Source organism: Actinomadura kijaniata NBRC 14229 (assembly GCF_001552175.1).
In the GTDB taxonomy this organism is placed as follows: domain Bacteria; phylum Actinomycetota; class Actinomycetes; order Streptosporangiales; family Streptosporangiaceae; genus Spirillospora; species Spirillospora kijaniata.
In genome coordinates, this window is the sequence record NZ_BCQR01000007.1 from 87,819 (window position 1) to 112,122 (window position 24,304).

General features: G+C 74.4%; 23 protein-coding genes. 12 read left to right on the forward strand and 11 right to left on the reverse strand.

The features are described from left to right. The first annotated feature begins 70 nt into the window (after positions 1-70). Positions 71-553, forward strand: a complete 483-nt coding sequence (locus AKI01S_RS02795) for a hypothetical protein (protein ID WP_067811937.1) — start codon at positions 71-73, stop codon at positions 551-553. A gap of 181 nt (positions 554-734) precedes the next feature. After that, complete coding sequence (locus AKI01S_RS02800; RefSeq protein WP_067811939.1) at positions 735-2,555, forward strand: hypothetical protein; 1,821 nt, start codon at positions 735-737, stop codon at positions 2,553-2,555. A gap of 33 nt (positions 2,556-2,588) precedes the next feature. On the opposite strand, the gene AKI01S_RS02805 is transcribed toward AKI01S_RS02800, so the two are convergent. Further along, positions 2,589-3,119: a MarR family winged helix-turn-helix transcriptional regulator gene (locus tag AKI01S_RS02805; RefSeq protein ID WP_067811940.1), complete on the reverse strand. Its 531-nt coding sequence runs from the start codon at positions 3,117-3,119 to the stop codon at positions 2,589-2,591. A gap of 92 nt (positions 3,120-3,211) precedes the next feature. Between AKI01S_RS02805 and AKI01S_RS02810 the strand changes: the two genes are divergently transcribed. Genes AKI01S_RS02810 through fahA form a run of 5 tightly spaced genes read left to right on the forward strand, consistent with a single transcriptional unit; the run spans position 3,212 to position 9,017 of the window. Beyond that, positions 3,212-4,171, forward strand: a complete 960-nt coding sequence (locus tag AKI01S_RS02810; protein ID WP_067811941.1) for an MBL fold metallo-hydrolase — start codon at positions 3,212-3,214, stop codon at positions 4,169-4,171. Between the two features lie 14 nt (positions 4,172-4,185). Then, positions 4,186-5,829, forward strand: a complete 1,644-nt coding sequence (locus tag AKI01S_RS02815) for an FAD-dependent monooxygenase (RefSeq protein WP_067811943.1) — start codon at positions 4,186-4,188, stop codon at positions 5,827-5,829. Then, positions 5,804-7,000, forward strand: a complete 1,197-nt coding sequence (locus tag AKI01S_RS02820) for a homogentisate 1,2-dioxygenase (protein ID WP_067811944.1) — start codon at positions 5,804-5,806, stop codon at positions 6,998-7,000. The genes AKI01S_RS02815 and AKI01S_RS02820 overlap by 26 nt, the downstream gene beginning before the upstream one ends. After that, a complete protein-coding gene (locus AKI01S_RS02825; RefSeq protein ID WP_369688696.1) occupies positions 6,997-7,821 on the forward strand; it encodes a hypothetical protein in 825 nt (274 codons plus the stop codon). The genes AKI01S_RS02820 and AKI01S_RS02825 overlap by 4 nt, the downstream gene beginning before the upstream one ends. Then, the gene (fahA, locus tag AKI01S_RS02830) at positions 7,818-9,017 is read left to right on the forward strand and encodes a fumarylacetoacetase (RefSeq protein WP_067811945.1); all 1,200 of its coding nucleotides are present in this window, start codon (positions 7,818-7,820) and stop codon (positions 9,015-9,017) included. The genes AKI01S_RS02825 and fahA overlap by 4 nt, the downstream gene beginning before the upstream one ends. Positions 9,018-9,025: 8 nt before the next feature. On the opposite strand, the gene AKI01S_RS02835 is transcribed toward fahA, so the two are convergent. Genes AKI01S_RS02835 through AKI01S_RS02865 form a run of 7 tightly spaced genes read right to left on the reverse strand, consistent with a single transcriptional unit; the run spans position 9,026 to position 15,243 of the window. After that, positions 9,026-10,792: an ABC transporter ATP-binding protein gene (locus tag AKI01S_RS02835; protein WP_067811946.1), complete on the reverse strand. Its 1,767-nt coding sequence runs from the start codon at positions 10,790-10,792 to the stop codon at positions 9,026-9,028. Then, the gene (locus AKI01S_RS02840) at positions 10,789-11,331 is read right to left on the reverse strand and encodes a TlpA family protein disulfide reductase (protein ID WP_067811947.1); all 543 of its coding nucleotides are present in this window, start codon (positions 11,329-11,331) and stop codon (positions 10,789-10,791) included. Before AKI01S_RS02840 ends, AKI01S_RS02835 begins: the two co-directional genes overlap by 4 nt. Next, on the reverse strand, positions 11,328-11,831 hold the full coding sequence (locus AKI01S_RS02845) for a MauE/DoxX family redox-associated membrane protein (RefSeq protein WP_067811949.1): 504 nt from the start codon (positions 11,829-11,831) through the stop codon (positions 11,328-11,330). Before AKI01S_RS02845 ends, AKI01S_RS02840 begins: the two co-directional genes overlap by 4 nt. 1 nt (position 11,832) lies before the next feature. Further along, positions 11,833-12,849 carry an MvdC/MvdD family ATP grasp protein gene (locus tag AKI01S_RS02850; protein WP_067811951.1) on the reverse strand — a complete coding sequence of 339 codons (1,017 nt, stop codon included), beginning with the start codon at positions 12,847-12,849 and terminating at the stop codon, positions 11,833-11,835. A gap of 13 nt (positions 12,850-12,862) precedes the next feature. Next, entirely contained in the window at positions 12,863-13,144 is a 282-nt protein-coding gene (locus AKI01S_RS02855; protein WP_067811952.1) for a hypothetical protein, read from the reverse strand. Next, positions 13,111-13,476: a hypothetical protein gene (locus AKI01S_RS02860; protein WP_067811954.1), complete on the reverse strand. Its 366-nt coding sequence runs from the start codon at positions 13,474-13,476 to the stop codon at positions 13,111-13,113. The genes AKI01S_RS02855 and AKI01S_RS02860 overlap by 34 nt, the downstream gene beginning before the upstream one ends. Positions 13,477-13,524: 48 nt before the next feature. Then, entirely contained in the window at positions 13,525-15,243 is a 1,719-nt protein-coding gene (locus tag AKI01S_RS02865) for an AfsR/SARP family transcriptional regulator (RefSeq protein WP_067811956.1), read from the reverse strand. A 121-nt stretch (positions 15,244-15,364) separates the two neighbouring features. Here AKI01S_RS02865 and AKI01S_RS02870 point away from each other — a divergent pair, with 121 nt between their 5' ends. After that, positions 15,365-16,495 (forward strand): methyltransferase, encoded by a 1,131-nt coding sequence (locus tag AKI01S_RS02870; RefSeq protein ID WP_218009535.1) that lies wholly within the window; start codon positions 15,365-15,367, stop codon positions 16,493-16,495. A gap of 22 nt (positions 16,496-16,517) precedes the next feature. Here the strand turns inward: AKI01S_RS02870 and AKI01S_RS02875 are convergent, their stop codons facing one another. Genes AKI01S_RS02875 through AKI01S_RS02885 form a run of 3 tightly spaced genes read right to left on the reverse strand, consistent with a single transcriptional unit; the run spans position 16,518 to position 20,740 of the window. Then, on the reverse strand, positions 16,518-17,861 hold the full coding sequence (locus AKI01S_RS02875) for a DUF6351 family protein (protein WP_157419627.1): 1,344 nt from the start codon (positions 17,859-17,861) through the stop codon (positions 16,518-16,520). 5 nt (positions 17,862-17,866) lie between these two features. Continuing rightward, positions 17,867-19,372, reverse strand: a complete 1,506-nt coding sequence (locus AKI01S_RS02880; RefSeq protein WP_067811960.1) for a long-chain-fatty-acid--CoA ligase — start codon at positions 19,370-19,372, stop codon at positions 17,867-17,869. Between the two features lie 39 nt (positions 19,373-19,411). After that, positions 19,412-20,740: a PucR family transcriptional regulator gene (locus tag AKI01S_RS02885; protein ID WP_067811964.1), complete on the reverse strand. Its 1,329-nt coding sequence runs from the start codon at positions 20,738-20,740 to the stop codon at positions 19,412-19,414. Between the two features lie 176 nt (positions 20,741-20,916). On the opposite strand from AKI01S_RS02885, the gene AKI01S_RS02890 reads away from it, so the two are divergent. From AKI01S_RS02890 to AKI01S_RS02905, 4 genes are read left to right on the forward strand one after another with little or no spacing between them, the layout of a single operon-like run. Further along, positions 20,917-21,675, forward strand: coding sequence for an ABC transporter ATP-binding protein (locus AKI01S_RS02890; protein ID WP_067811966.1), 759 nt, complete (start codon positions 20,917-20,919; stop codon positions 21,673-21,675). Then, positions 21,672-22,403 (forward strand): ABC transporter ATP-binding protein, encoded by a 732-nt coding sequence (locus AKI01S_RS02895; RefSeq protein ID WP_067811967.1) that lies wholly within the window; start codon positions 21,672-21,674, stop codon positions 22,401-22,403. The genes AKI01S_RS02890 and AKI01S_RS02895 overlap by 4 nt, the downstream gene beginning before the upstream one ends. Positions 22,404-22,405: 2 nt before the next feature. After that, on the forward strand, positions 22,406-23,287 hold the full coding sequence (locus AKI01S_RS02900; RefSeq protein ID WP_067811970.1) for a branched-chain amino acid ABC transporter permease: 882 nt from the start codon (positions 22,406-22,408) through the stop codon (positions 23,285-23,287). Next, the gene (locus AKI01S_RS02905) at positions 23,284-24,303 is read left to right on the forward strand and encodes a branched-chain amino acid ABC transporter permease (RefSeq protein WP_245681451.1); all 1,020 of its coding nucleotides are present in this window, start codon (positions 23,284-23,286) and stop codon (positions 24,301-24,303) included. The genes AKI01S_RS02900 and AKI01S_RS02905 overlap by 4 nt, the downstream gene beginning before the upstream one ends. Position 24,304 lies beyond the last annotated feature (1 nt).

Genomic DNA, 24,304 nt, shown 5'->3' on the forward strand with positions numbered 1-24,304 from the left:
ACCGGGATCTCCTCTCCGAACAGCCGATCCGCAAGACCGCCGCACGTCTCGCCGCTCCTGGAGACCGCAGATGACCATCGCCAGCGTTCTGCGCGACCTGTACCACCACGAACACGACATGGCCCGCGACCTGCTGCACGTCTCCGACGTCCACAAGGCCGAGCACGAGGTCCACCGGACGGCCCGGGAGCTGGCGGAGCGGTCGCGCGGCCATCTGGCCGGCATCGCCGAGGCGGCCCGCCGCTTCGGCGCCGACCTGGACCCCGATCCGCCCGTCGAACCCGGCCTGGTCGAGCGGCTCCGCGACAAGGGGGCCGAACTGGCCGGACTGCACCCGGCGTCCGGCCTGGCGCTGCTGCACGACCTGCGCCGCGTCCACACCCGCGCCGCCGAGATCTCCGTCGAGTGGGAGATGCTCGACCGGACCGCCGAGGCGGCCCGCGACGAGGACCTGCTGGCCACCGTCCGGCGCTGCCACCCCGAGACGCTGCGCCAGAGGAGCTGGGCCGCCGCCCACATCAGGCAGGCCGCCCCGCGGATCCTGCTGAGCTGACCCCGCGCCGGGCGGCCGCCTGGCCATGTCGGGCCAGCCGTCCGTCCGGGCGGACGCGCTGCCTGCGGGAACGTCCCCGGCGAGATCCACTCTGCGCGATCTTCCATTGACAACCGGTCACGGCGGGGATGCGGTGGCGGGGCAGGCCGCAGCGCGGCGGCCCGGACGGAAGGCGTCCCCCATGACCACCCCCTTCCCGCAATGGCTGATCGACGACTTCCTGGACATCCGGAGGGAGGTGGTCCCCCTCACGGCGACGGTCGTGGGCGGGCCGACGCCCCAGGAGGCCGACGAGTACGAGAAGCTCCTGCGGCGGCTCCTGCGCCACGTGCGCACCATCGCCGCCGACCCCACCGACGAGGAGCGGGTGGGGGCCTACGACCAGACCTACAAGCTCGTCGGGGACCTGCTGGAACAGCTCCACCCGCACATCGGCGGCCAGGACGGGCACGCCCGCGACCTCGCCCGGCTCTACCACACCTACCTCGGCCCGGCGCGGGACGTGATGGTCGCGGCGATCGACTGGAAACACCACGGGGTCGGCTTCAACGCGCTGCCCCGGCGCGACGTCCCGCCGGACGGCCTGGACACCGTCCTGGCGCAGGCCGCCTACATGAGCGGCGACATGTTCGGCGTCTCGGCCGCCCTGACGCTCAACCCCGGCATGGGCCTGGCACTGTTCTACGACCCGGCCGCCAACGCCGACCGCGACGTGCGCGCGCACCTGCTGCGGTTCTACGACGGCGCGGGCGGCGCGCAGCATCCCCGGGTCGCCCTGGTCCCCACCACCGACTGCGAGGCGGCCTACCGGCTCGCCCAGGACGGCAACTTCCCGGCCCGCGTCTTCCCCCTCGGGCGGCCGCCGATCCTGGCGAACGTCCAGCGGTGCGTGGCGATCGGCCGGGGCACCGCCGCCGTCGCCGAGGCGTTCGGGACCACCGCCGAGACGGCCGCCCGGGCCCGCGACGCGCTCGCCCGGGAGTGGCTGCCCGCCGGATGGCGGACCGGCCAGGTGACCGCGCCCGGCGGCGGCAAGACGATCGCCCAGTGGGTGACGGAGAAGTTCGACCGGGGCGACCGGGCGTACTGCTTCGTGTGGTTCCGGCGCAGCGGCGCCAAGGGTGGCGCGCACCAGGAGCTGGACACCAGCGTGGCGGCCATCCGCGACCTCATCGGGGTGCTGCGGGAGGGCAGGCTCATCCAGAACGCCACCGTCGTGATGATCGGCGACTCCGGGCACGGGCTGGCCCACCCCGACGTCGACATCGACCTCACCGAGTACTGGACCGAGCAGGGCTCGCCGTTCGTCGGCGGCGACCGCCGCGCCCAGCTGGCGCTGTTCGCCTACCTGGTCGAGAAGAAGATGAACTTCATGAACGTCGGGATGCGCAGCGGCGCGCTGGAGGGACCGGCGCTGCTGGGCGCCCGGACCGTCTACCTGGAGGAGAGGTACAACCTCCAGGAGGGGCGCATGGAGCAGTGGCAGGGCCGGGTGCCCGGCTACACGCGCATCGAGCTCGGCCACGTCCCGACCGCGTCCGGCAAGCGGATCCTGAAGGGGCTGCTGGAGGTCGGCGTGAAACGCGGCGAGCGGGAGCTCGACGCCGCGGCCGGGTACCTGGAGGGCCTGCTGAAGCTGCCGAAGGCCGACCTGAAGGTCCTCGTGCAGAAGATCGCCTGCCGCGGCGTCGTCCCGGCCGAGCACCGGTTCGAGCCGTTCGAGGTCGCGCGGTGCTTCACCGACCTGTGCCGGGAGATCGGGGACCGGCTCGGGACCGCGGACCTGAAGAAGACGCTGGGCGGGGCGTGGAACGACTTCCGGTACGCCGCCTTCGCCGGGCTCCGCGCCGCGCAGTCCATCGGCAAGGCCGAGGTCAAGCTGCGGATGGGCCGCGACTACGACGGGCCTGAGGAGGGGCTGTCCAAGACCGACCAGGAACGGCTGTGGCAGGCCATGGCCCAGACGATCGACAACTGGCAGGTCAAGGGCCGGGGCAAGTAGGGAGGACGAGGGCGGGAGGAGCGGTGGCGGGCCTCAGGAACGCCGCTTCATCTCGGCGGCGGCCGGGCTCGTCATCAGCTTCTCCAGCAACCCGATCAGCTGGGTCCGCTCCTGCTTGCTGAGGGAGTCGGCCAGGACCCGTTCGCGCCGGTTGTGCTCCTGGAACGCGCCGGTGATCGCGTCGTGCCCGGCGTCGGTGAGCTCCAGCGTCACCGCGCGCCCGTCGTGGTCGGCGGGCCGCCGCGTCACCAGACCGGCCCGTTCCAGGGTGTTGACCAGCGCCGACACCGCCGCCCGGCTCATGCCCGTCAGCACCGCCGCCCGCTTGGCCTCCAGCGGCCCGGCCAGCCACAGCACGAACAGCACCCGGAACCCGCTCCAGCTCAGCCCGCGCGGCCGGTGCACCGTGGACTCCCAGTCGTAGACCAGCGCGCTGGCCAGGCGGCTGAGCGTCAGGCTGAGCCGCATCGCGTCGGCGTCCACGGAGGGCAGTTCGGCGGTCGTCCGGGCGACCGCGAAGTCGACGAACGACAGGAAGTCCAGTTCGCCGGGATCGTCGGGCATGACCGCACCCTACCCTTCCGTTCTGCTGTGGCCTGGGTTACAGTGATCCCACCAGATAATCAAAGCTTTTATCAAACGGCGAGGGGGAGTCCATGGGGAAGGCGTTCGCCTCGTCGGCGGATCTCGCCGACAAGCAGCAGACCCTGGAGGTGCTCGCCGACGGCGTCTACGCGCTCACCGCCGAGGGCGACCCCAACGTCGGCGCGATCGAGGGCGAGGACTTCCTCGTCTGCTTCGAGGCCATGGCCACGCCGACCGCCGCCCGCGCCTGGCTGGAGCGGCTGCGCGAGCACACCGACAAGCCCGTCCGCTACCTGGTCCTGTCGCACTACCACGCGGTGCGGGTGCTGGGCGCGAGCGCCTTCGACGCCCAGGTGATCATCGCGCACGACAACACCCGCGCCCTGATCGCCGAGCGCGGGAGGCAGGACTGGGAGAGCGAGTACGGGCGGATGCCGCGCCTGTTCAAGGACCCGGACTCCATCCCCGGGCTCACCTGGCCGACGCTGACGTTCGGCGACACCGCCACCATCCCCCTCGGCGGCGACCGGGGCGACCTGGTGCTGAAGTACTGCGGTCCCGGGCACACCGAGGGCGACATCGTGGCCTGGCTGCCCCGGCACAGGATCATGTTCGCCGGGGACCTGGTGGAGTCGCAGGCCGCGCTCTACACCGGCGACGCCCACCACCGGCGGTGGGCGACCACCACGCTGGACGCGGTCGCGGCCCTCGGGGCCGAGACCCTGGTCGGCGGGCGCGGCGCGGTCGCGCGCGGCCGGGACGCGGTGGACGCCGCCATCGCCCAGACCCGCCACTTCCTGGACACGCTGCTGCGCGAGGTCGGCGCCGTCCACGCCGCCGGGGGGACGCTCAAGGAGGCGTTCGACCGCGCCCACGCCGCCCTCGCCGACCGCTACGGCCAGTGGCCGATCTTCGAGCACTGCCTGCCGTTCGACGTGGCGCGCCTGTGGGACGAGCTGTCGGGGACCGAACGCCCGGTCATCTGGACCGCCGCGCGCGACCGCGAGGTCTGGGAGCGGCTGCAGGGGTGAGGGGAGCGCAGGCCATGCCCGTGGACGGGGCCGCCGGCGGCGTCGGCGTCGTGGTGATCGGCAACGGGCCGGTCGGGCAGACCACCGCGCTGCTGCTCGCCCGCCGGGGCGTCCCGGTCGCGCTGCTGGACGCCCGCCCCGCCCGCGACCTGACCGGCTCCCGGTCCATCTGCCAGCAGCGCGACGTGCTGGACGTGTGGGACGGCGTCGGCGCGGGCCGCCGCGTCGCCGCCGAGGGCGTCACCTGGACGACCGCCCGCACCTTCCACCGCGACCGCGAGCTGTTCGCCCTCACCCTCGGCGGGCGGGGCCGCTCGGCGTTCCCGCCGTTCGTGAACCTGTCGCAGGCGCGCACCGAGCAGATCCTCGACGAGCGCGTCGCCGCCTCGCCCCTGATCGACGTCCGCTGGGACCACCGGGTCACCGGCCTCGACCAGGACGCCGACGGCGTCACCGTCACCTGCGACGGCGGCCGCTCCCTGCGCGCCCCCCACGCCGTCCTCTGCGCCGGGGCGCACGGCGGGCCGCTGCGGGCGGCGCTCGGCGTGGAGTTCACCGGGCACTCCTTCGACGACCGCTTCCTCATCTGCGACATCCGCGCCGACCTGCCCGGCTGGGCCACCGAGCGCCGCTTCTACTTCGACCCCGCCTGGAACCCCGGCCGCCAGGTCCTCATCCACCCCTGCCCGGGCGGCACCTACCGCATCGACTGGCAGGTCCCCGCCGACTTCGACCTGGCCGCCGAGGAGGCGAGCGGCGCGCTCGACGCCCGCGTCCGCGCCATCGTCGGCGACCGCCCCCACGAGGTGGTGTGGCGGTCGGTGTACCGGTTCCAGTCGCGGGTGGCGTCCCGGATGCGCGTCGGGCGGGTGCTGCTGGCGGGCGACTGCGCGCACCTGATGGCCCCCTTCGGGGCGCGCGGCCTCAACTCCGGCGTCGCCGACGCCGAGAACGCCGCCTGGAAGCTCGCGTTCGTCCTCAACGGCTGGGCGGGGGAGGGGCTGCTGGAGTCCTACCACGCCGAACGCCACGCCGCCGCCCTGGAGAACCTCGCCGTCACCACCGCCACCATGGACTTCCTGGTGCCGCACACCGACGAGCAGCGGCGGCACCGCCGCGACGTGCTCGCCCGCGCCGCCGACGACCCGGACGCCCGCGCGCTGGTCGACTCGGGACGGCTGTACGAGCCGTTCTGGTACGTCGACTCGCCGCTGACCACCCCCGACCCGCACCGCCCGTTCGCGGGCCGCCCGCCGCGCGGCGCGACGCCCCCGCCCGGCCCCGGCGTCCTGCTGCCCGACGTCCCGGTGCGGGCGGGCGGCGCGACCCGGCTCCGCGAGCTCGCCCGCGACGGGTTCCTCCTGCTCGTGGCCGGGGACGGCGATCCCGTCCCGGTCACGGCCGCCGACAGCGGCGGCGTTCCCGTCCGGACCCACCGGATCTCCGAGATCGACGCCACCGGGGAGCTCGCCGCGACCCTCGCCGTACGATCCGGGGAGATCTGGATGGTCCGTCCGGACGCCCACATCGCCGCGGTCCTGCCGAACCCGGACCGCACGCGACTGGTGCGGGCCCTGCGCCGCGCACTCGGTGACCCCGAACCGACCGAACCCGCCAGGAAGGGAGACGACGATGGCGTTCTACCAGCGCGTCGGTGACGTCCCGCCCAAGCGCCACACCCAGCACCGCACCCCCGAGGGCGGCCTGTACTTCGAGGAGCTGATGGGGGAGGAGGGCTTCTCCAGCGACTCCTCGCTGCTGTACCACCGGCACATCCCCTCGGCGATCGTGGACGCGACCCCGTGGGAGCTGCCGGACCTGACCACCGTGCCCAACCACCCGCTGAAGCCCCGGCACCTGAAGACCCACGACCTGTTCGCCGAGCAGGAGTGGAAGGGCAGCGACGCGGTCACCAGCCGCCGCCTGCTGCTCGGCAACTCCGACGTGCGCATCTCCTACGTCGCCGCCGGGGAGGCCTCCCCGCTGTACCGCAACGGCATCGGCGACGAGTGCGCCTACGTCGAGTCCGGCGAGGGCGTCGTGGAGACCGTGTTCGGTGAGCTGCGGGTCGGGCAGGGCGACTACGTGATCCTGCCGCGCGCCACCACCCACCGCTGGGTGCCGCAGGGCGACCGGCCGCTGCGCGTCTACATCATCGAGGCCGAGTCGCACATCGCGCCGCCCAAGCGCTACCTGTCCAAGTACGGGCAGTTCCTGGAGCACGCCCCCTACTGCGAACGCGACCTGACCGGCCCCGCCGAGCCGCTGCTGGCCGACGGCGAGGACGTCGAGGTCCTCGTCAAGCACCGCGGCCGCGGCGGCATCGTCGGCACCCGGTACGTGTACCCGCACCACCCGTTCGACGTGGTCGGCTGGGACGGCTGCCTGTACCCCTACACCTTCAACATCGCGAACTTCGAGCCGATCACCGGCCGGGTCCACCAGCCGCCGCCCGTCCACCAGGTGTTCGAGGGCCACAACTTCGTCGTCTGCAACTTCGTGCCGCGCAAGGTGGACTACCACCCGCTGTCGATCCCGGTGCCCTACTACCACTCGAACGTGGACTCCGACGAGGTCATGTTCTACTGCGGCGGCGACTACGAGGCCCGCAAGGGGTCGGGCATCGGCCAGGGCTCCATCTCCCTGCACCCGGGCGGCCACGCCCACGGCCCGCAGCCGGGGGCCTACGAGCGCAGCATCGGCGCCGAGTTCTTCGACGAGCTGGCCGTCATGGTCGACACGTTCCGGCCGCTGGAGATCGGCGAGGGCGGGCAGGCCGCCGAGGACGACCGCTACGCCTGGACCTGGGCGGGACGGGGACCCCGGTGAGCCCGCTGCCCCTGCCGGCCCTGGCCGGGCTGCTGGACGACGCCGCGCTGTTCCCGCCCGGCGACATGCCGCTGCCCGACGCCGTGCCCGCGCACCACCGGCACCACGCCGCCTGGTACGCCGAGCTGGTCGGCCCGCTGGTGTTCCCCGCGCCGCGCCTGCACGAGCTGCCGGACGTCCTCGACGGGCGCCCGATCGCGCTGAGCGTCACCGTCCCGCAGGGACCCTCCGCGCTCGCCCCGGCGCTGAAGGCCGTCGCGGACCTGCCGCACGCGTCGCTGGCCGCCGTGGAGATCGCCGTGCCGCCCGGCACCGAGCTGGCGGACCTGCTCGCCGTCCTGGACGAGCACCTCACCGACCAGGTCCTCGGCTACGTCGAGGTGCCGCGCGACGACCGCCGCGAAACCGTCCTGGACGCCCTGGCGGGCACCCGCCACCGGGCCAAGTTCCGCACCGGCGGCCTGGTGCCCGACGCCCACCCCTCCGAACGGGAGCTGGCCGGGAGCATCCACGCCGCCGTCGCGCGGGGCGTGCCGTTCAAGTGCACCGCCGGGCTCCACCACGCCGTCCGGCACACCGACGGATCCCTGGAGCAGCACGGCTTCCTCAACGTGCTGCTGGCCACCGGCGCCGCCCTGGACGGCGCGTCCCCCGCCGACCTGGCCGCGATCCTCGCCGACCGCTCCCCGGCGTTCGACCTGACCGGCGAACGCCTGGCCGCCGCGCGCGGCGCGTTCGCCTCGTTCGGCACGTGCAGCGTCGCCGACCCGGTGGACGACCTGCTGGCCCTCGGCCTGATCACGAGAAACGGAACCCGATGACCTGGCTCGACCTGCCCGCCGACACCCTGTTCGGCATCACCAACCTGCCGTACGGCGTGTACTCCCACGGCTCGGCGGCCCCGCGCTGCGGCGTGCGGATCGGCGGCCACGTGCTCGACCTCGCCGCCGCCCTGGCCCCCGACCCGGCCGCGGAGGTGTTCGCCGCGCCGACCCTCAACGCGTTCATGGCGCAGGGCCGCGACCGCTGGAGCGCCGTCCGCGCCCGCCTGGTGGAGCTGCTCACCGACGAGGCCCACCGCGCCGCCGTCGAACCGCACCTGCGCCCCCTCGCCGAGGTGACCCCGCACCTGCCGTTCGAGGTCGGCGACTACGTGGACTTCTACGCCAGCGAGCACCACGCCTCCAACATCGGCCGGATGTTCCGCCCGAACACCGACCCCCTCACCCCCAACTGGAAGCACCTGCCGATCGGCTACCACGGCCGCTCCGGCACCGTCGTCCCGTCCGGCACCCCGATCGTCCGGCCGCGGGGCCAGCGCAAGGCCCCCGAGGAGACGTTCCCGACGTTCGGCCCGTCCCGGCGCCTCGACATCGAGGCCGAGGTCGGCTTCGTCGTCGGCACACCTTCCGCGCTGGGCGAGCCGGTCTCCATCGACGCCTTCCCCGACCACGTCTTCGGCGTCTGCCTGGTCAACGACTGGTCCTCGCGCGACCTCCAGGCCTGGGAGTACGTGCCGCTGGGGCCGTTCCTCGGCAAGTCGTTCGCCACCTCGGTCTCCCCGTGGGTCGTGCCGCTGGAGGCCTTGGAGGCGGCCCGCATCGCCCCGCCGCCGCGCGACCACACCCTGCTGCCCTACCTGTCCGACACCGACAACTGGGCGCTGGACCTGTCCCTGGAGGTCCGCGTGAACGACCAGGTCGTCTCCCGCCCGCCGTTCTCGACCATGTACTGGACCCCGGCGCAGATGCTCGCCCACATGACGGTGAACGGCGCGTCGGTCCGCACCGGCGACCTGTACGCCTCCGGCACGGTCTCCGGCCCCGAGAGGGACCAGCGCGGCTGCCTGATGGAGCTGAGCTGGGGCGGCAAGGAGCCGCTGAAGCTGGACGACGGCTCGGTCCGGACGTTCCTGGAGGACGGCGACGAGGTGACCATCACCGCCGTGGCGCCGGGCGCGAACGGCACCCGCATCGGCTTCGGCGAGGTCACCGGCACGATCCTGCCCGCCCGCTAGTCCCGGCGCTAGTCGCGGTAGCCGGTGGCCTGGAGGGTGAACAGGCGGGCGTACAGGCCACCGGCCCGCAGCAGGGCGTCGTGGGTGCCGCGCTCGGCCACCGCGCCCTCCTCCAGCGCCACGATCGCGTCGGCGTCGCGGACCGTGCTCAGCCGGTGCGAGATCAGCAGGCTGGTGCGGCCCGCGCGGTGCTCGCGCAGCCCCCGGTGCACCTCCGCCTCCGCCTCCGCGTCCAGGCCGGAGCTCGGCTCGTCGAGGATCAGCAGGTCGGCGCGGTCGCGCAGCAGCGCCCGCGCCAGCGCCACCCGCTGCCACTGGCCGCCCGACAGCAGCACCCCCGAACCCGGGTCGTCCTGCTCCGCCGACTCGAACGCCCGCGACAGCACCGTGTCGTACCCCCACGGCAGCGCCGCCAGCGCCGGATCGCAGCCCGCGCGGCGGGCCGCCGCGACGATCCGCGCGCGGTCCTCGCGGGCGTCGGGGTCGCCGACCGCGATGTTCTCGGCGGCGCTGAGCTCGTAGGCCATGAAGTCCTGGAACACCGTGCCGATGCGGCGGCGCAGCCCCGCCACCGGCAGGTCCCGCAGGTCGGTCCCGTCCCACAGGATCGCGCCGCGCGTCGGGTCGTAGAAGCGGCACAGCAGCTTCACCAGCGTGCTCTTGCCGCCGCCGTTCGGGCCGACCAGCGCGGTCGCCGCGCCCGCCGGGATCGTCAGGTTCACGCCGCGCAGCACCCACGGCAGGTCCTCGCCGTACCGGAACCACACGTCCCGCAGCTCGATCCCGTGCCGCAGCGGCGGGACCTCCCCCTCCGGCGGCGCGGGCAGATCGGGGCCGGCCGTCACCACGTGCCGGTAGTGGCCGAACAGCAGCAGCGCCTCCTGGGTGCGGCCGAGGCTCGACACCACCACCGTCAGGCCCGCCTGCACGCCCGCGACCGCCGCGACGAACATCGACACGTCGCCGACCGTCAGCCGTCCCGCGCGGGCCGCGCCCACCGCCCACACCAGGCCCGCCCCGGCCACCACCGCGCCCAGCAGCCCGTGCCCGGCCTGCACCAGCAGCTCCCGGCGGTCCATGCGGCGGCGCTGGGCGTTGCTCCACCGCAGCTCCGTCAGCATCCGCGCCCCGAACAGCCCGCCCAGCCCGAACAGCCGGACCTCCTTGGCCGCGCTGAGGCTGGTCAGAAGCTGCGCGTAGAAGAACTCGCGGCGCAGCGCGTGCCCGAGGCCGCCGTGCAGCCGCGCCCGGAACCGGCCCAGCCGGAACTGCCCGTGCAGCGCCACCGCCCCGGCCAGCAGCACCGGGACGAGCATCCAGGCGTTCAGGACCACCAGCGTCCCCAGGAAACCGCCCAGCATCAGCACCCCCTGCGCCGCCCCCAGCGCGCCGCCGACCACCTCCGACGGCCCGGTCGGCCCTGTCTCGGCCGCCAGCGACAACCGGTCGTGGAACCTCGGGTCCTCCAGGCGGCGCAGCCCCGGCATCCGCGCCAGCGCCCCGTACAGGCGTTCCCGCGCGGTCAGGTCCACCGCGCGCTGCGCCTCCGCCTCGACGTACTGGATCACCTGGGGGACCAGCGCCGCCGCCCCGCCCGCCACCGCCAGCAGCAGCGCCGACGCCAGCACCGGGCGGTCCGCCGCGACCCGGTCCAGCACGTCCTTGGTCAGCCAGGCCGCCGCCACCGGAACGGCGCTGCCCAGCACCGCCAGGACCATCCGCAGCAGCAGCCGTGCCCGGCCCGACGCCCACGCCAGCTCCAGCGCGGCGATCATGTCGCCGGGGCCTCCAGCCGGTCGATCAGCGAGTGCGAGGCGACCAGCGTGGAGCCCGACAGCACGGCGAACGCGGGCAGCGCGCCCACCCCGAACGCCGTCGCGAGCGGCCCCTCCTCCTCGTTCTCGGCCAGCACCCGCGCGACGGGCGCGAGCCGCTCGTGGACCTCGGCCGCCGCGGCCCCGTCGCCCATCACGACCGCCAGCACCCGGTCGCGCCCGCCCGGCGTCGCCTTGGCGCGCTCCACGAACCCCGGCAGGCTGGCGTCGCACGCCTGGCACCCCGGGGCCAGGAACCCGACCAGCACCTCGCCCTCCAGCTCGTCGCTGGCGACGACCTCCCCGTCCAGCGAGGCCACGCGGAACGCCCCGATCCTCTGCCCGGCCTCCACCGCCATCGGCGGCGGCCAGCCCTGCGGCGGCCGCTCCCCGGCCGGGACGCCCTCGCGCAGCATCCGGTTCTGCTCGTTCAGCCGCCGGATCACCGCCAGCAGCAACAGGGTGTTGACCAGGCACACCACGCTCAGCAGCACGGTCATCGCGCCAGCTCCACGATCTCCTCCAGCTCGGCCAGCAGCAGGCCCAGCGCCGCCCCGGCCGCCACCGGCGGCGCCACCGCCGCCGTCCACACGATCTCCGCCCCGGCCGCCGCCGACACGCCGCCGACGGCCGCCACCAGCGCCAGCGCGCCGTTCCGGGCGACCTGCACCGGCCCCGGCGGACGCCGGCCCGCGCCGAAGCACCGGCACGGCACCCGCACCCGCCGCCGGATCATCGACGCCAGCGCCGCGGTGAACACCGCCAGCAGCGCCAGCGCCGCCCCGAACCCGAACGCGGCGGTCGCGGGGACCAGCACGGCCACCGCCGTGCCCGCCTCCGCGGCCACCGCCAGGGGCGCGGCCCACGCGGGGACCCGGACGGTCCGCGCGAGCCAGCGCCGGAAGTCGGCGTAGGCGGCGCGCCCGGCCACCTTCGCGAGCGCCGAGCCCGCGAAGGCGACCGCGACGGCCGCCTGACACCCGATCAGGAGTGCCGGCATCTCAGTAGCCGACCTGGGTCACCTCGCCCCGCGCGAACGGCCCGCCCCGCACCAGCAGGTCGGCCATGTGCTCGTGCAGGGGGAGGTCCAGGTCGTACTTCATCCACATGAACTGCCCGGCCGGGTTCACCTCCAGGAAGATGTGCTCGCCCTCGGGGGTGACGATGAAGTCGACCGCGGCGTACACGGCGTTCAGCTCCGACAGCAGGGCCTGGGTCTTCTTGACCACGTCGTCGGGCAGCGGCCGGTAGTCGCCGTAGGGCAGGACGGAGTGCTCGCCCGCCTCGCCCCGCCAGTCGACCTTCGTCGTGTCCATCTCCTGCGAGTTGATCACCACCGGGAAGTAGGTGTTCCCGATGACGGTCAGCCGGACCTCGTAGGCCTTCTCGACGTACTCCTGGAACATGCACATCGTGTGGCCCACGCGGTCGAGGTGCTCGTGGATCTCGTCACCGACCACCGTGGTGAGCAGCCCGCCCGGGAACGCCCCCGGATAGTGGATCACCCCGCCGGTCTGCGACTTGTAGACGATCGGCTCGTCCTCGGCCTCCAGCAGCTCCCGCACCTCCGCCGGGTCGTTGGTGAGCAGCGTCCTCGGGACCCGGAACCCCAGGCGCTTGGCCAGCTGGAGCTGGTAGGGCTTCAGATCGCCGATCGCGTCGACGTCGGGCCGGTTGACCCACAGGCAGCCGGTGGCGCGCATGATGCCACCGATCGCCTGCATGGCCTCCTTGCGGGCGAACTGTCGTTCCGGCTCGCCCATCTCCGGACCGAAGTCGAACCCGGTCGGGCGGCGGTACCACACCGCCGACAGCGCGTCGAGGTCGACGACGCGGTCGCGGTGCCGCAGCTGCCGCCGCTCCCCCCGGAAGTCGGAGGTCGTGAACGACATCCGGCGCGGGAAGTAGCTCAGGTCCACCCGCACGACCTGCGCGCCCCGCTCTCCGAGGGCCTGGATGACCGGATCGACGGTCGGATCGAAGTCCTGGGTGACGACCAGGACGGTGGGGTCGGTCACCGCGCTCCCGTCCTCAGGCGCACGTGTCGTCGCGGCAGCGGTCCGACCCCATGTAGCAACTGGTGTTGGTGTAGGTGGCGATCCCGGCGGTCGGCATGCCGTCGGGGAACGACCAGGTCTGCGACTGCTCGTCGTAGTCGCCCGGCTGCGGGGCGGCCAGCGAGCCGTCCCACTCGGAGTAGAGGTAGGCGAGCGGCTGGAGCCGCTCGTCGGCCGGCGGCTGCGGCTCGACGTGGTGCCCGTCGACCATCGACAGGGTGGTCAGCAGGGGGTCTCGGGTGAGGACGTCGGACACGGCTGTTCCTCCTTGCCCGCCGGGGTCTCCGGCGACGACGGCTCGGTGATACCGGCGATTCCGGTCACCTCTCCGGAGAAGTCCCACACCAGGGCGTCCTGGCCGTACCGTCCCGCGTCGAACGCCAGGTCGCGTTCCGGCTCACCCGGCGGCACCCGCTCGTCCAGGTGGCCGAGCGGGGAGACGGCGGCGGGACGGCGGCGCTCGCGCGGGCCCGTGGGCACCGCCCGGACGACGAGCACGCCCTCGTGTGGCTCCGGCGGATCGAAGCGGAGGAACACCGACGCCACGGTGCCCTCCGGGCGCGGCCCGGGGCCGCTGTCTGCGATCACTGCTGCATCTTGACCGAGCCCCGCTTTCGGCCCGCTCGCGAACCGCTCTCAGAAAATCCGGGCGGCCTCGGCGGCGTACAGCCGGACCAGCGCGGCGGCCCGGTAGACGCCGTCCTCGCCCGGAACCTCCAGCAGGCACGCGTCCACCAGGGACTCCAGCCCCTCCACCACGGCGTCGGGGGCGCCGCCCACCGCCACGGCGGCCTCGCCGGCGGTGAACGCGTCCGGCAGCACCGCCAGGGAGAGGAACAGCGACCGTTCGCGTTCGGGCAGCTCGTGGTAGGCGGCGGCCAGCGCGTTGCGCACCGCCAGACCGGGCACGGCCAGGCCGCCGAGCCGCCGTCGCGGATCGCGCAGCGCCGCCGCGAGCCCCGCCGCCCCCAGCCCCGGCCGCAACGCCAGCCGCATCCCGGCGGCCCGCAACGCCAGCGGCAGCCCCCCGCACAGCCGCACGACCTCGACGGCCTCCGGCCCCGGCGGGACACCCCCGACCAGCCCCAGCAACCGGACCCCGTCGTCCTCGGCCAACGGCCCCAGCCGCACCAGCCGCACCCCCGTCAGCCCCGCCAGGCATGCCCGCCCGGTGACCAGCACGGCACAGCCCGCGGCCCCCGGCACCAGCGGCCGCACCTGCCCGGCCGTCACCGCGCCGTCCAGCACCACCAGCACCCGGCGCCCGGCCGTCCGCGACCGGAACAGCGCGGCCCGCTCCTCCAGGGTCGCCGGAAGCCCGACCTCCCCCAGGTCGCGCAGGAACCGCCGCAGCACCTCGGCCGGATCCACCGGCGCGCCGTCCGCCCGCAGCTCCGCGTAGAGCTGCCCGTCGGGGAACAGCGCCGCCATCCGGTGCGCCACGTGCACCGCCAGCGCCGACTTGCCGACCCCGGGCGCCCCCGCGATCCCGAACACCAGCGGCCCCCGCCGGTCGTGCTCGGCCAGCAGCGGCCCGCCGATCGCCGCGACCTCCGCGTCCCGCCCGGTGAAGTCGCACACGTCCGGCGGCACCTGCCGGGGCGGCGCGGACCGTTCCCCCGGAAGCGCCGCGGCGTGCGCGGCCCGCAGCTCCGGCGACGGCGCGATCCCCAGGTCGTCGGCCAGCCGCTGCCGCACCCGCTCCACCTGGAGCACCGCCTCGGCGTGCCGCCCGCACGCCGCCAGCAGCCGCACCAGCCGCGCCTGCAACGGCTCGTCGTAGGGCGCGGCCAGCGACGCCGCGCTCACCGGCGGCACCGCCTCGGAGGCGCGCCCGAGGTTCAGCGCCACGTCGGCGAGGGCCGCCGCGCAGAGGACCCGTTCGTGCTCCAGGGCCCGCACCGCCGGATCGGCCGCCAACGACCCGGGGCGCCCGCCCAGGACCGGTCCCTGCCACTCGCCGAGCGCCCCCGCCAGCAGCCGCATCCGTTCCTCGGGATCGTCGGCGGCCAGGCCCGCCCGCAGCCCCTCCCGGAACCGCACCAGATCGACGGCGTCGCCCACCACCGTCAGCCGGTAGCCCGAACCGCTGTGCTCCAGACCGCACTGCGTTCCGGCGAACCCCTGCAACCAGGTGCGCAGCCGGTGCACGGCGCACTGGAGCGCCCGGCGGGTGCCCCGCTCCTCGTCCCAGGCCAGGTCCAGCAGCCGTTCCTCGCCGACGACCTCGCCGGGCGTGAGCAGCAGCGCCCCGAACAGCGCCCGCGCCCCGGGACCGGGCAGCCGGACCGGTCGCCCGCCCGCGCGGACGGTCAGATCACCAAGGACGCGCACGTCCAGACCGAACTCGCCCAACCCACCGCCTCCGAGTCCCCGGACGAGACGAACGTAAGCGCTTTCCGATCTCCCGGCAAGACACCGCGGGCGGCCGGCTGGACCCTGACAGCCGGGAACGGGCCGGTAGCCTGGGCGGACCATGGAACATCTGGGGACGCCGTGGGGTGAGTTCGAGCTCGTCCGCCACCCGCACGACGAGCGTTCCGGGCTGCGGGCCTGGGACGCCGCCGACGAGTACCTGCTGCGCCACCTGGCCGAGACCGGCTGGGACCCCGCGGGCACGCTGGTCGTGCTCGGCGACCGGTGGGGCGCGCTGACCACGGCCCTGGCCGGGCACGGCCCCGTCCAGATCACCGACTCGTTCCTGGGCCGCACCGCCACCGCCGAGAACCTGGAACGCAACGGCCGCCCGCCCGTCACGCTCCTGACCACGCGCGACACCCCGCCGGGCCGGATCGACACGCTGCTGGTCCGCGTCCCCAAGAGCCTGTCGCTGCTGGAGGACCAGCTCCGCCGCCTCGCGCCCGCCGTGCACGCGGGCACGGTGATCGTCGGCACCGGCATGGTCAAGGAGATCCACACCTCGACCCTGAACCTCTTCGAGACGATCCTCGGCCCGACCCGCACCTCGCTGGCCGTGCGCAAGGCCCGGCTGATCCTCTGCGAGCCCGACCCGTCGCTGCCCCGCGTCCCCAGCCCGTGGCCGCTGCGCTACGACCTGCCCCCCGACGCCGGCGCCGCCGCGGGCCGCCCCGTCGTCAACCACGCGGGCATCTTCTCCGCCGACCACCTGGACATCGGCACCCGCTTCCTCCTCCGGCACCTCCCGCGGGGCGACTTCGGCCGCGTCATCGACCTGGGCTGCGGCAACGGCGTGGTCGGCATGGCGGCGGCCCTCCTGCACCCCGACGCCGAACTCCTCTTCGTCGACGAGTCCTACCAGGCCGTCGCCTCCGCCGAGGAGACCTTCCGCGCCAACGCGACCAACCGGGCGGAGTTCCGCGCCGCCAACGCCCTGACCGACGCGGAACCCCGCTCGGCCGACCTCGTGCTGAACAACCCCCCGTTCCACTCCCACCAGGCCACCACCGACGCGACGGCCTGGCAGATGTTCACCGGAGCCCGCCGCACCCTGGACCGGGGCGGCGAACTCTGGGTGATCGGCAACCGCCACCTCGGCTACCACGTGAAACTCCGCCGGATCTTCGGCAACTGCACCACAGTGGCCTCAAACCCGAAATTCGTCCTCCTCCGCGCCGTCCGCCGCTAGGACGGCGCGGGCCGCGGGACGGTCAGCCGGTGGGGCAGGGGGTGTAGAAGCGGCGGGTTCCTGTGGTGTGGGCCGTCGGGTCGGTGAAGCGGCAGCCGTAGGTGGGGGCGGCGACCTTCTTCGGGTTTCGTACGTCGTCGCCTTCGGGGCGGGGGCCGCCGCGTTCCCAGCGGACCAGGTCGTCCCAGGCCCGGCCCGCCTCGGCCGGGCTGAACTCGCAGTGGCCGAGGGCGCGGATCGCCCGTTGCACCAGCAGGTGGCCCCGGTGGTGGCGGTCGGCGTCGGCGCGGTAGCGCTGCTCCATCGAGAACGGCACGAACACGTCCCCGATGTTGTGCAGGGACAGGACGGGCGCCGTCAGGCGGCCCGAGACGGACGGGACCTGCGTGAGGCGGCGGGTGTGACGGCTGGCCGGGTCGGCGGGGCGGACGCGCTGGACTGTCCGGTTGACGTCGACCGGCGTGGTCGGGGTGTAGAACGTGCGGACGTTCGTCGCGACGCGGTCGGGGTTCTGCGCCAGGGACCCGTCGGTCGGGGGAGCGGCCAGGCCGAACAGGTAGTTCTGCCAGTACGCGAACGCCGCCCGGTCCGCCGGGCGCGGCCCGCCGCTGCGGTTGATCACGATGGAGCGGAACTGGTCGCCGAGCTTGGTGGTGGTGTCCGGCCCGCCCGGCGTCAGGGCGGTGAGGCCGAGCCTCTGCTTGATCCGGGGGACGACCGCGGTCTGGTAGTCGGGCGGCGGCGGGTAGGCGGGCAGGTCCGCCAGGTCCTGCGCGACGACGTGGAAGTCCAGGAAGAAGTCGAACAGCGCGTGGTCGCCGACCGATCCGCACATCGGCATCGCCCCGTCGTAGAAGCCGGGGAACTCCTCGATCGACCGCGCCGCGATGTGCCCGCCCATCGACACCCCGGCCAGGAACGTCCGGCGCGGCTCCCCGACCTGGCGCGCGAAGTGCCGTGCCAGCGTGCGGGTGCTGAGCACCCCGGCGCGCACGTCGTAGTCGTTGGCGTAGTAGGACGAGGCGGCCCAGGCGTACCCCTGGTCGAGCACCTTCTGCCGCAGCCCGTACGCCGGGGGGTCCACCGTCAGCACGCGGGTGTCGCCGCGGTAGCCGTGCGCCCACATCATGAGCCGCCCGTTCCAGTTCGGCGGCACCTCGATGATGTAGGCGGCGTGCCCCCGGACGCCCTGGTGGACGCGGGTGGGGCGCCCGTCCACCAGGGCCGGGGGCAGCGGCGGGTTGCTGATCGTGTAGCCGGGCAGCGGCTGGTCGTCGGGGACCCGCGCGGCCTCGGCCGGAGCGGTCAGGACCGCCGCGCACAGGGCGGTCAGGACGGTCAGGGTCACCGGTCGTCGACGGCGCACGGCCGTCACCTCCTCGGGGTGGGGGGAGCGGCGGCCGGAGCGGGCGGCAGCCGCAACGCGCGTTTGATGATCTTTCCGGTGGGGCCGGTCGGCAGCTCGTCCACGAGCCGGACCAGCCGGGGGAACTTGTAGGCGGCCACGCGCTCGCGGACGAAGTCCCGCAGCTCCTCCGGCGGGACCCGCGCGCGCACCGCCACCACGGCGGCGACCTCCTCGCCCAGTTCGGGGTGCGGAACGCCCACGACGGCGGCCTGGCGCACCGCCGGATGCTCGTACAGGACCTCCTCCACCTCGCGCGGGTACACCGTGTACCCGCCTCGGATGATCACTTCGCGGCGGCGGCCGACGAGGAAGAAGAAGCCGTCGGCGTCGACCCGGCCCAGGTCGCCGGTGTGGAACCAGCCGTCGCGGACCGCCTCGGCGGTGCCCTCCGGGTCGTTCCAGTAGCCCTTCATCACGTTGGGCCCGCGCACGACGATCTCGCCGATCTCGCCGGGCGGCGCCTCCCGCCCCCGCTCGTCCACCACCCGCATCGCCACGCCGGGCACGGGCCGCCCGATCGAGCCGGGCCGGTGCCCCGCGCCGCCCCGGTTGGACGCCGCCACCGGCGAGGTCTCGCTCAGCCCGTACCCCTCGAAGATCACGCAGCCGAACCGCGTCCGGTAGGCGCGCAGCACGTCCAGCGGCAGCGGCGCGCCGCCGCTCACGCAGACCCGCAGCAGCGACAGGTCGGCCGCGCCCGGCAGGTCCAGCAGCGCGATGTACATCGACGGGACGCCCGGGAACACCGTCACCCCGTCCCGCCGGATCACCTCCAGGGCGCGTTCGGGCTCGAACCGCGGCATCAGGGTCAGCCGGGCCCCGGCGTGGACGGCGGCGTTCAGCGTGCAGGTCAGCCCGAACGCGTGGTACAGCGGCAACGCCCCCAGCAGCACGTCGTCCACGCCGAGCGCCTGCACCCGCGCCACCGCCGCGGCGTTGGACCCCAGGTTGCCGTGGGTCAGCTCGATGCCCCGGGGCCGCCCGGTCGTTCCCGCGCTGTAGAGGATCACGGCGGTGTCCCCGGCCGCCGCCGGGGCGACGGCGCGGTCGGGCCGCTCCTCGCGCAGCAGCCGGTGGAACTCCCCGGGCACCACGAACAGGTAGTCGGTGCGGGTCCCGGCCGTGCCCGACTCCACGGCCTCGGCGCACGCGTGCCAGGCGACCACCAGCCGGGCCGCGCAGTCGCCGAGGAACGCCGCGATCTCCCGCCGCTTCAGCAGCGGGTCCAGCGGGACGACGATCGCCCCGGCCCGCAGCGCCCCGTAGTACACGACCGCGAACTCGGGGACGTTCGGCAGCATGACCGCGACCCGGTCGCCGGGCCCGATCCCGCGCCGCCGCAGCAGCGCCGCGACCCGGGCGCTCCAGACGTCCAGCGCCCGGTAGGCGAGGTCGGTGCGGTCCAGGGTGAGGACCGTCCGCCCGCCGAGCCGTTCGGCGGCGGTCCGCAGCCGGTCAGCCAGGTTCATGACCCGACGCTACGGCGGAGGTCCCACCGTTCTCATTGGTCACGGAGACCAGTCTTTCCGCGCCGGATTGGTGCGCCGCGGCGCGGCGTCCTGGAGCGCGATCGCGACCAGCAGGTCCACCAGGTCGGCGATGTGCCGCGGGTTCCGGCCGGTCCGCTCCTGGACGCGGCGCAGCCGGTACTGGGCGGTGTTGTGGTGGATCTGGAGCCGTTCGGCCGCCGCCCGCAGGTTCAGGTCGGCGGCGGCGAACGCGCGGATCGTCGCGGTCAGCACCCCGCCGCGCGCCCGGTCCTCGGCCAGCAGCCCCGCCACCGACGGGTCGACCAGCCGCCGCGCGGTGCCGTCGGCCCGCAGCGCCAGGTACTCGAACGGCCGCATCCGCGGCAGCGCCGCCACCCCGCCCTCCTCGGGCAGGAACTCCAGCGCGGTCCGCGCCTCCCGGTGCGCGCGGGGGACGTCCGCCATCCCCGGCACGACGGTGCTGACGCCCACCGCCAGCGCGACGCCCTCGCCGAGCAGCCTCTCGCGCGCCTCCTGGATCCGGTCGCACAACCGCCCGGGGTCGCCGCCGGGCCCCAGCGCGGCCACCGCGACGATCTCCGAGTCGCGCAGCACCGTCAGGGGGCGCCGCCCGTTCACCACCAGGTGCCCGATCGCCGTGGCCGCCTCGTGCCAGGAGTCCGCGCCGGTCGCGGCGTCCCGGCCGGGCCCGGCGTCGGGGCCGACCAGCACGGCCGCCACCACCACCAGCGGGGTGCGGGGGTCGGGCCCCAGCCCGTGCGCGTGCGCGGTGGCCAGCTGCGGGCCGCCCGCCGGGAGCGCGCCCGCCAGCAGCGTCTCCAGCAGGTCGCGGCTCTCCCGCGCCACCTCGGCGGCGGCCTGCCGCTGGTACTCCACGTAGGTGTTGGCCGCGTGCGTGCTGACGAAGTCGATGTAGCGCATCAGCGCCGACGCCAGCGACAGCGCGGCCACGTTGCCGACGTCGGTGCCGCCCGCGTGCTCGACGATCGCGTCCCAGAACACCTGCTGGCCGACCCGGTAGGCGTTGATGTAGTCGGCCAGCGCGAACCCGGCCCGCGCGCGGCGCATCGACGCGCGCCGGGTGAAGGCGATGTCGTCGACGGTGACCTCGCGCTCCTCCAGGAACGCCGCCAGCTTGTTGCGGTAGTGGCGCAGCACCTGTTCGCGCACGTCGGCGTGGAACGCGGGGCCCTGCGCGTCGTAGGCGGGGATCTCCGCGCGGATGGCCGCGACCGCGCGGTCGGCCAGTTCGTCCACGCGGCCGAGCAGTTCGGAGAGGATACGCGTGCGCTCGGTCCGGACAGCGTCCGTCCCGGTGAACGTTCCCGTGCCGTCACCACCGGACATGTGCGGATCATCCATGGCGCCCGGAGGACCGTCAACGTGTCGTGACAACTTCGGGACCGGTGCTGTGCTCGGCGGACAACTCGCCGTTCCCATCTTGGGTGACAGCGCCCAATGTGCGGCCCGGAGGCGGATTCTACGCTGGCGCACCACCGCCACCACCCCGCGCAGGAGGCCGGATGCTGGAGGTCCACGAGCTCACCGTCCGGTTCGGCGGCATCACGGCCCTGGACGGGGTCGGCTTCACCGTGGCGCGCGGCGCGATGGTCGGGCTGATCGGCCCCAACGGCGCGGGCAAGACCACGCTGTTCAACTGCCTGACCCGCCGCCACCGCGCCGACGGCGGCGAGGTCCGCTACGAGGACCGCGACCTGCTCGCCGAGCCGCCGCACGCGATCGCCGGGCTCGGCATCGGCCGCACCTTCCAGAACCTCGGCCTGTTCCCGCGCATGTCGGTGCGCGAGAACGTCATGGTCGGCGCGCACCACCACGGCCGCGCCGGGTTCCTCACCGCCGCGCTGCGGCTGCCGCGGGTGCGCCGCGAGGAGGCCCGGTTGCGCGAGGAGGCCGACGCGGTCCTGGCCCGCCTGGACCTGGCCGCCGTCGCCGACCACCCGGCGGCGGGGCTGCCGTTCGGCACGCTGAAACGCGTCGAGCTGGCCCGCGCCCTGGCCGGACGTCCCCGCCTGCTGCTGCTGGACGAGCCGGTCAACGGCCTCAGCCACGGCGAGGTCGACGCGTTCGCCGACACGCTGCGCGCCCTCCGCGAGGAGCTGTCGCTGACCGTGGTCGTCGTGGAGCACCACATGGGGTTCGTGATGGGGACCTGCGACCGGGTCGTCTGCCTGGACTTCGGCCGCCGGATCGCCGAGGGCCCGCCCGAGGAGGTCCAGCGCGACCCCGCCGTCATCGAGGCGTACCTGGGGACGGCCGCATGAACGCGAAGGGCGGGGCGTTCCTGGAGGTCGAGGACCTGCACGCCGGTTACGGCGACGTCCGGGTGCTGCACGGCGTCGGGCTGTCGGTGGGGCAGGGCGAGATCTGCGCGATCCTCGGCCCGAACGGCGCGGGCAAGACCACGCTGCTGCGGGCGCTGTGCGGGATGGTCCGCGTGCGCGGCGCGGTCCGGCTGGACGGGGTGCCGCTGGCCGGGCGTTCCCCCGATGCGGTGGCGCGCCTCGGCGTGGCGCACGTCCCCGAGGGGCGCGGCACGTTCATGCCGCTGACGGTCGAGGAGAACCTGCGGGTCGGGGCCTACACGCGCCGCGACCGGGCGGCCGTCCGCGACGACCTGGAACGCGTGTACGGCTACTTCCCCGCGCTGAAGAAACGGCTCCGCCAGCAGGCGGGCAGCCTCTCCGGCGGCGAGCAGCAGATGCTCGCCATCGGCCGGGCGCTGATGCTGCGCCCCCGGTTGCTGCTGCTGGACGAGCCGTCGCTCGGACTGGCCCCGATGGTCACCCGGGAGCTGTTCGGCATCGTCGCCTCGATCAACCGGGAGGAACGCACCACCGTGGTCGTCGTGGAACAGAACGCCCATCTGGCGCTGGACGTCGCCGGGCAGGCGCACGTGCTGGAGACCGGCCGGATCGCGCTGTCGGGCTCGGCCGCCGACATCCGGGCCGACGAGCAGGTCGCCCAGTCCTACCTCGGATACCGGATCTAGCCATGGCCGGATTCCTGCAGCAGGTCGTCGAGGGCCTCGGCGCGGGCGCGATCTACGCCAGCCTGGCGCTGGCCCTGGTCCTGATCTACCGGTTCACCGGGATCGTGAACTTCGCGCAGGGCGAGCTGGCCATGTTCGCCACCTACATCGCCTGGCAGTTCACGCACGCCGGGGTGCCGTTCTGGCTGGCCCTGGTGCTGACGCTGGCGGTGGCGTTCGCGGGCGGGATGCTCATCGAACGGGTGGTCGTCCGGCCCGTGGAGGGCGCGCCCGAACTCACCGTCGTGATCGTCACCGTGGGGCTGTTCATCCTGGTCAACGCGGCGGCCGGCTGGATCTGGTCGTTCCTGATCAAGGACTTTCCCAACCCGTTCCCGCGCGGCGCGCTGGAGGCCGGGGGAGTGGGCGTGGCCTACTCCACGCTCGGCGTCATGGGCGTGGTCGCCGCCGTCATGGGCCTGCTGTACCTGCTGTTCCGGCACACCAAGATCGGCCTGGGGATGCGGGCGGTGGCGAGCGGCCCGGAGTCGGCGCGGCTGGTGGGCATCCGGGTCGGCTGGACCCTCGCCCTCGGCTGGGGCCTGGCCGCCACGGTCGGCGCGGTGTCGGGCGTGCTGGTCGCGCCGCTGCTGTTCCTGGAGCCCAACATGATGGGCGGCGTCCTGATCTACGCGTTCGCCGCGGCGACCCTCGGCGGGTTCGACAGCCCGGCCGGCGCGGTGGTCGGCGGGCTGGTCGTCGGCGTGGCCGAGACGCTCTCCGGGGCCTATCTGGACTTCGTCGGCTCCGACCTGAAGGTCGGCGTCCCGCTGGCGATCATCCTGGGCGTGCTGCTGCTGCGTCCGCAGGGGCTGTTCGGCCGGGCGGCGGTGGAACGGGCATGAGCGGAGGCACGGTCATGGCCGAACGACGCGGCACCGGACGGCGCGGCCCCGTCCCGGCGGTCCGGGCGCGCTGGCGGGGCCTGCTGCTGACCGCCGCGCTGCTGGCGGTCTGCGCCGCGCCGTTCCAGCTGGTGCCGTTCCGGGTCTTCCAGCTCACGATGGTGCTGGTCTACACGGTGGCGCTGATCGGGCTGAACCTGCTGGTCGGGCACGGCGGGCAGATCTCGCTGGGACACGGGGCGTTCTTCGCGGTCGGCGCGTACGGCACGGCGATCATGATGTTCCACGGCGGGTGGCCCTACCCGGTGACGCTGCCGGCGGCGGCGGCGGTCGCGTTCGCGATCGGGCTGGCGCTGGGCGTCCCGGCGACCCGGCTGCACGGGCTGTACCTGGCGCTGGTCACCCTCGCCATCGCGATCTTCCTGGTGCCGCTGCTGAAACGGTTCGAGTCGGTGACCGGCGGGTCGATGGGGCTGACCCTCGCCAAGCCGCGGCCCCCGGCCTGGAGCGGCCTGGCCGAGGACCAGTGGCTGTACTTCCTCACCCTGGCGGCGGCGCTGCTGGCGCTGGCCGTCAACCACAGCCTGCTGCGCTCGCGCGTCGGCCGGGCGCTGCACGCCGTCCGCGACAACGAGACCGCCGCCGAGGTGATGGGCGTGCGGCTGGCGTTCCACAAGCGGATGGCGTTCGCCTGGAGCGCGATGTTCGCGGGCGCGGCGGGCTGCCTCTACACCTGGGTGATCGGGTTCGTCTCGCCGGACTCCTTCACCGTCAACCTGTCGATCACCCTGCTGGCGGGCCTGGTGATCGGCGGTCTGGGCGCGACGTGGGGCCCGCTGCTCGGCGGGCTGTTCGTGATGTTCGTGCCGAGCCTGTCGCAGGACGTCAACAAGGCGGCGCCCGGCGTCATCTTCGGCTTGTTGATCATCGTGGTGATGTACGTGGCCCCGACCGGCCTGGCCGGGCTCGTGCGGCGCGCCGCGCATTCGTTCGGCAGGACCCTTCGGAAGGGATGAG

Coding starts and splice junctions, on each gene's coding strand:
- AKI01S_RS02795 (WP_067811937.1), top strand. CDS start 71: ATGACCATCGCCAGCGTTCTGCGCGACCTGTACCACCACGAACACGAC.
- AKI01S_RS02800 (WP_067811939.1), top strand. CDS start 735: ATGACCACCCCCTTCCCGCAATGGCTGATCGACGACTTCCTGGACATC.
- AKI01S_RS02805 (WP_067811940.1), bottom strand. CDS start 3,119: ATGCCCGACGATCCCGGCGAACTGGACTTCCTGTCGTTCGTCGACTTC.
- AKI01S_RS02810 (WP_067811941.1), top strand. CDS start 3,212: ATGGGGAAGGCGTTCGCCTCGTCGGCGGATCTCGCCGACAAGCAGCAG.
- AKI01S_RS02815 (WP_067811943.1), top strand. CDS start 4,186: ATGCCCGTGGACGGGGCCGCCGGCGGCGTCGGCGTCGTGGTGATCGGC.
- AKI01S_RS02820 (WP_067811944.1), top strand. CDS start 5,804: ATGGCGTTCTACCAGCGCGTCGGTGACGTCCCGCCCAAGCGCCACACC.
- fahA (WP_067811945.1), top strand. CDS start 7,818: ATGACCTGGCTCGACCTGCCCGCCGACACCCTGTTCGGCATCACCAAC.
- AKI01S_RS02835 (WP_067811946.1), bottom strand. CDS start 10,792: ATGATCGCCGCGCTGGAGCTGGCGTGGGCGTCGGGCCGGGCACGGCTG.
- AKI01S_RS02840 (WP_067811947.1), bottom strand. CDS start 11,331: ATGACCGTGCTGCTGAGCGTGGTGTGCCTGGTCAACACCCTGTTGCTG.
- AKI01S_RS02845 (WP_067811949.1), bottom strand. CDS start 11,831: ATGCCGGCACTCCTGATCGGGTGTCAGGCGGCCGTCGCGGTCGCCTTC.
- AKI01S_RS02870 (WP_218009535.1), top strand. CDS start 15,365: ATGGAACATCTGGGGACGCCGTGGGGTGAGTTCGAGCTCGTCCGCCAC.
- AKI01S_RS02880 (WP_067811960.1), bottom strand. CDS start 19,372: ATGAACCTGGCTGACCGGCTGCGGACCGCCGCCGAACGGCTCGGCGGG.
- AKI01S_RS02885 (WP_067811964.1), bottom strand. CDS start 20,740: ATGTCCGGTGGTGACGGCACGGGAACGTTCACCGGGACGGACGCTGTC.
- AKI01S_RS02890 (WP_067811966.1), top strand. CDS start 20,917: ATGCTGGAGGTCCACGAGCTCACCGTCCGGTTCGGCGGCATCACGGCC.
- AKI01S_RS02895 (WP_067811967.1), top strand. CDS start 21,672: ATGAACGCGAAGGGCGGGGCGTTCCTGGAGGTCGAGGACCTGCACGCC.
- AKI01S_RS02900 (WP_067811970.1), top strand. CDS start 22,406: ATGGCCGGATTCCTGCAGCAGGTCGTCGAGGGCCTCGGCGCGGGCGCG.
- AKI01S_RS02905 (WP_245681451.1), top strand. CDS start 23,284: ATGAGCGGAGGCACGGTCATGGCCGAACGACGCGGCACCGGACGGCGC.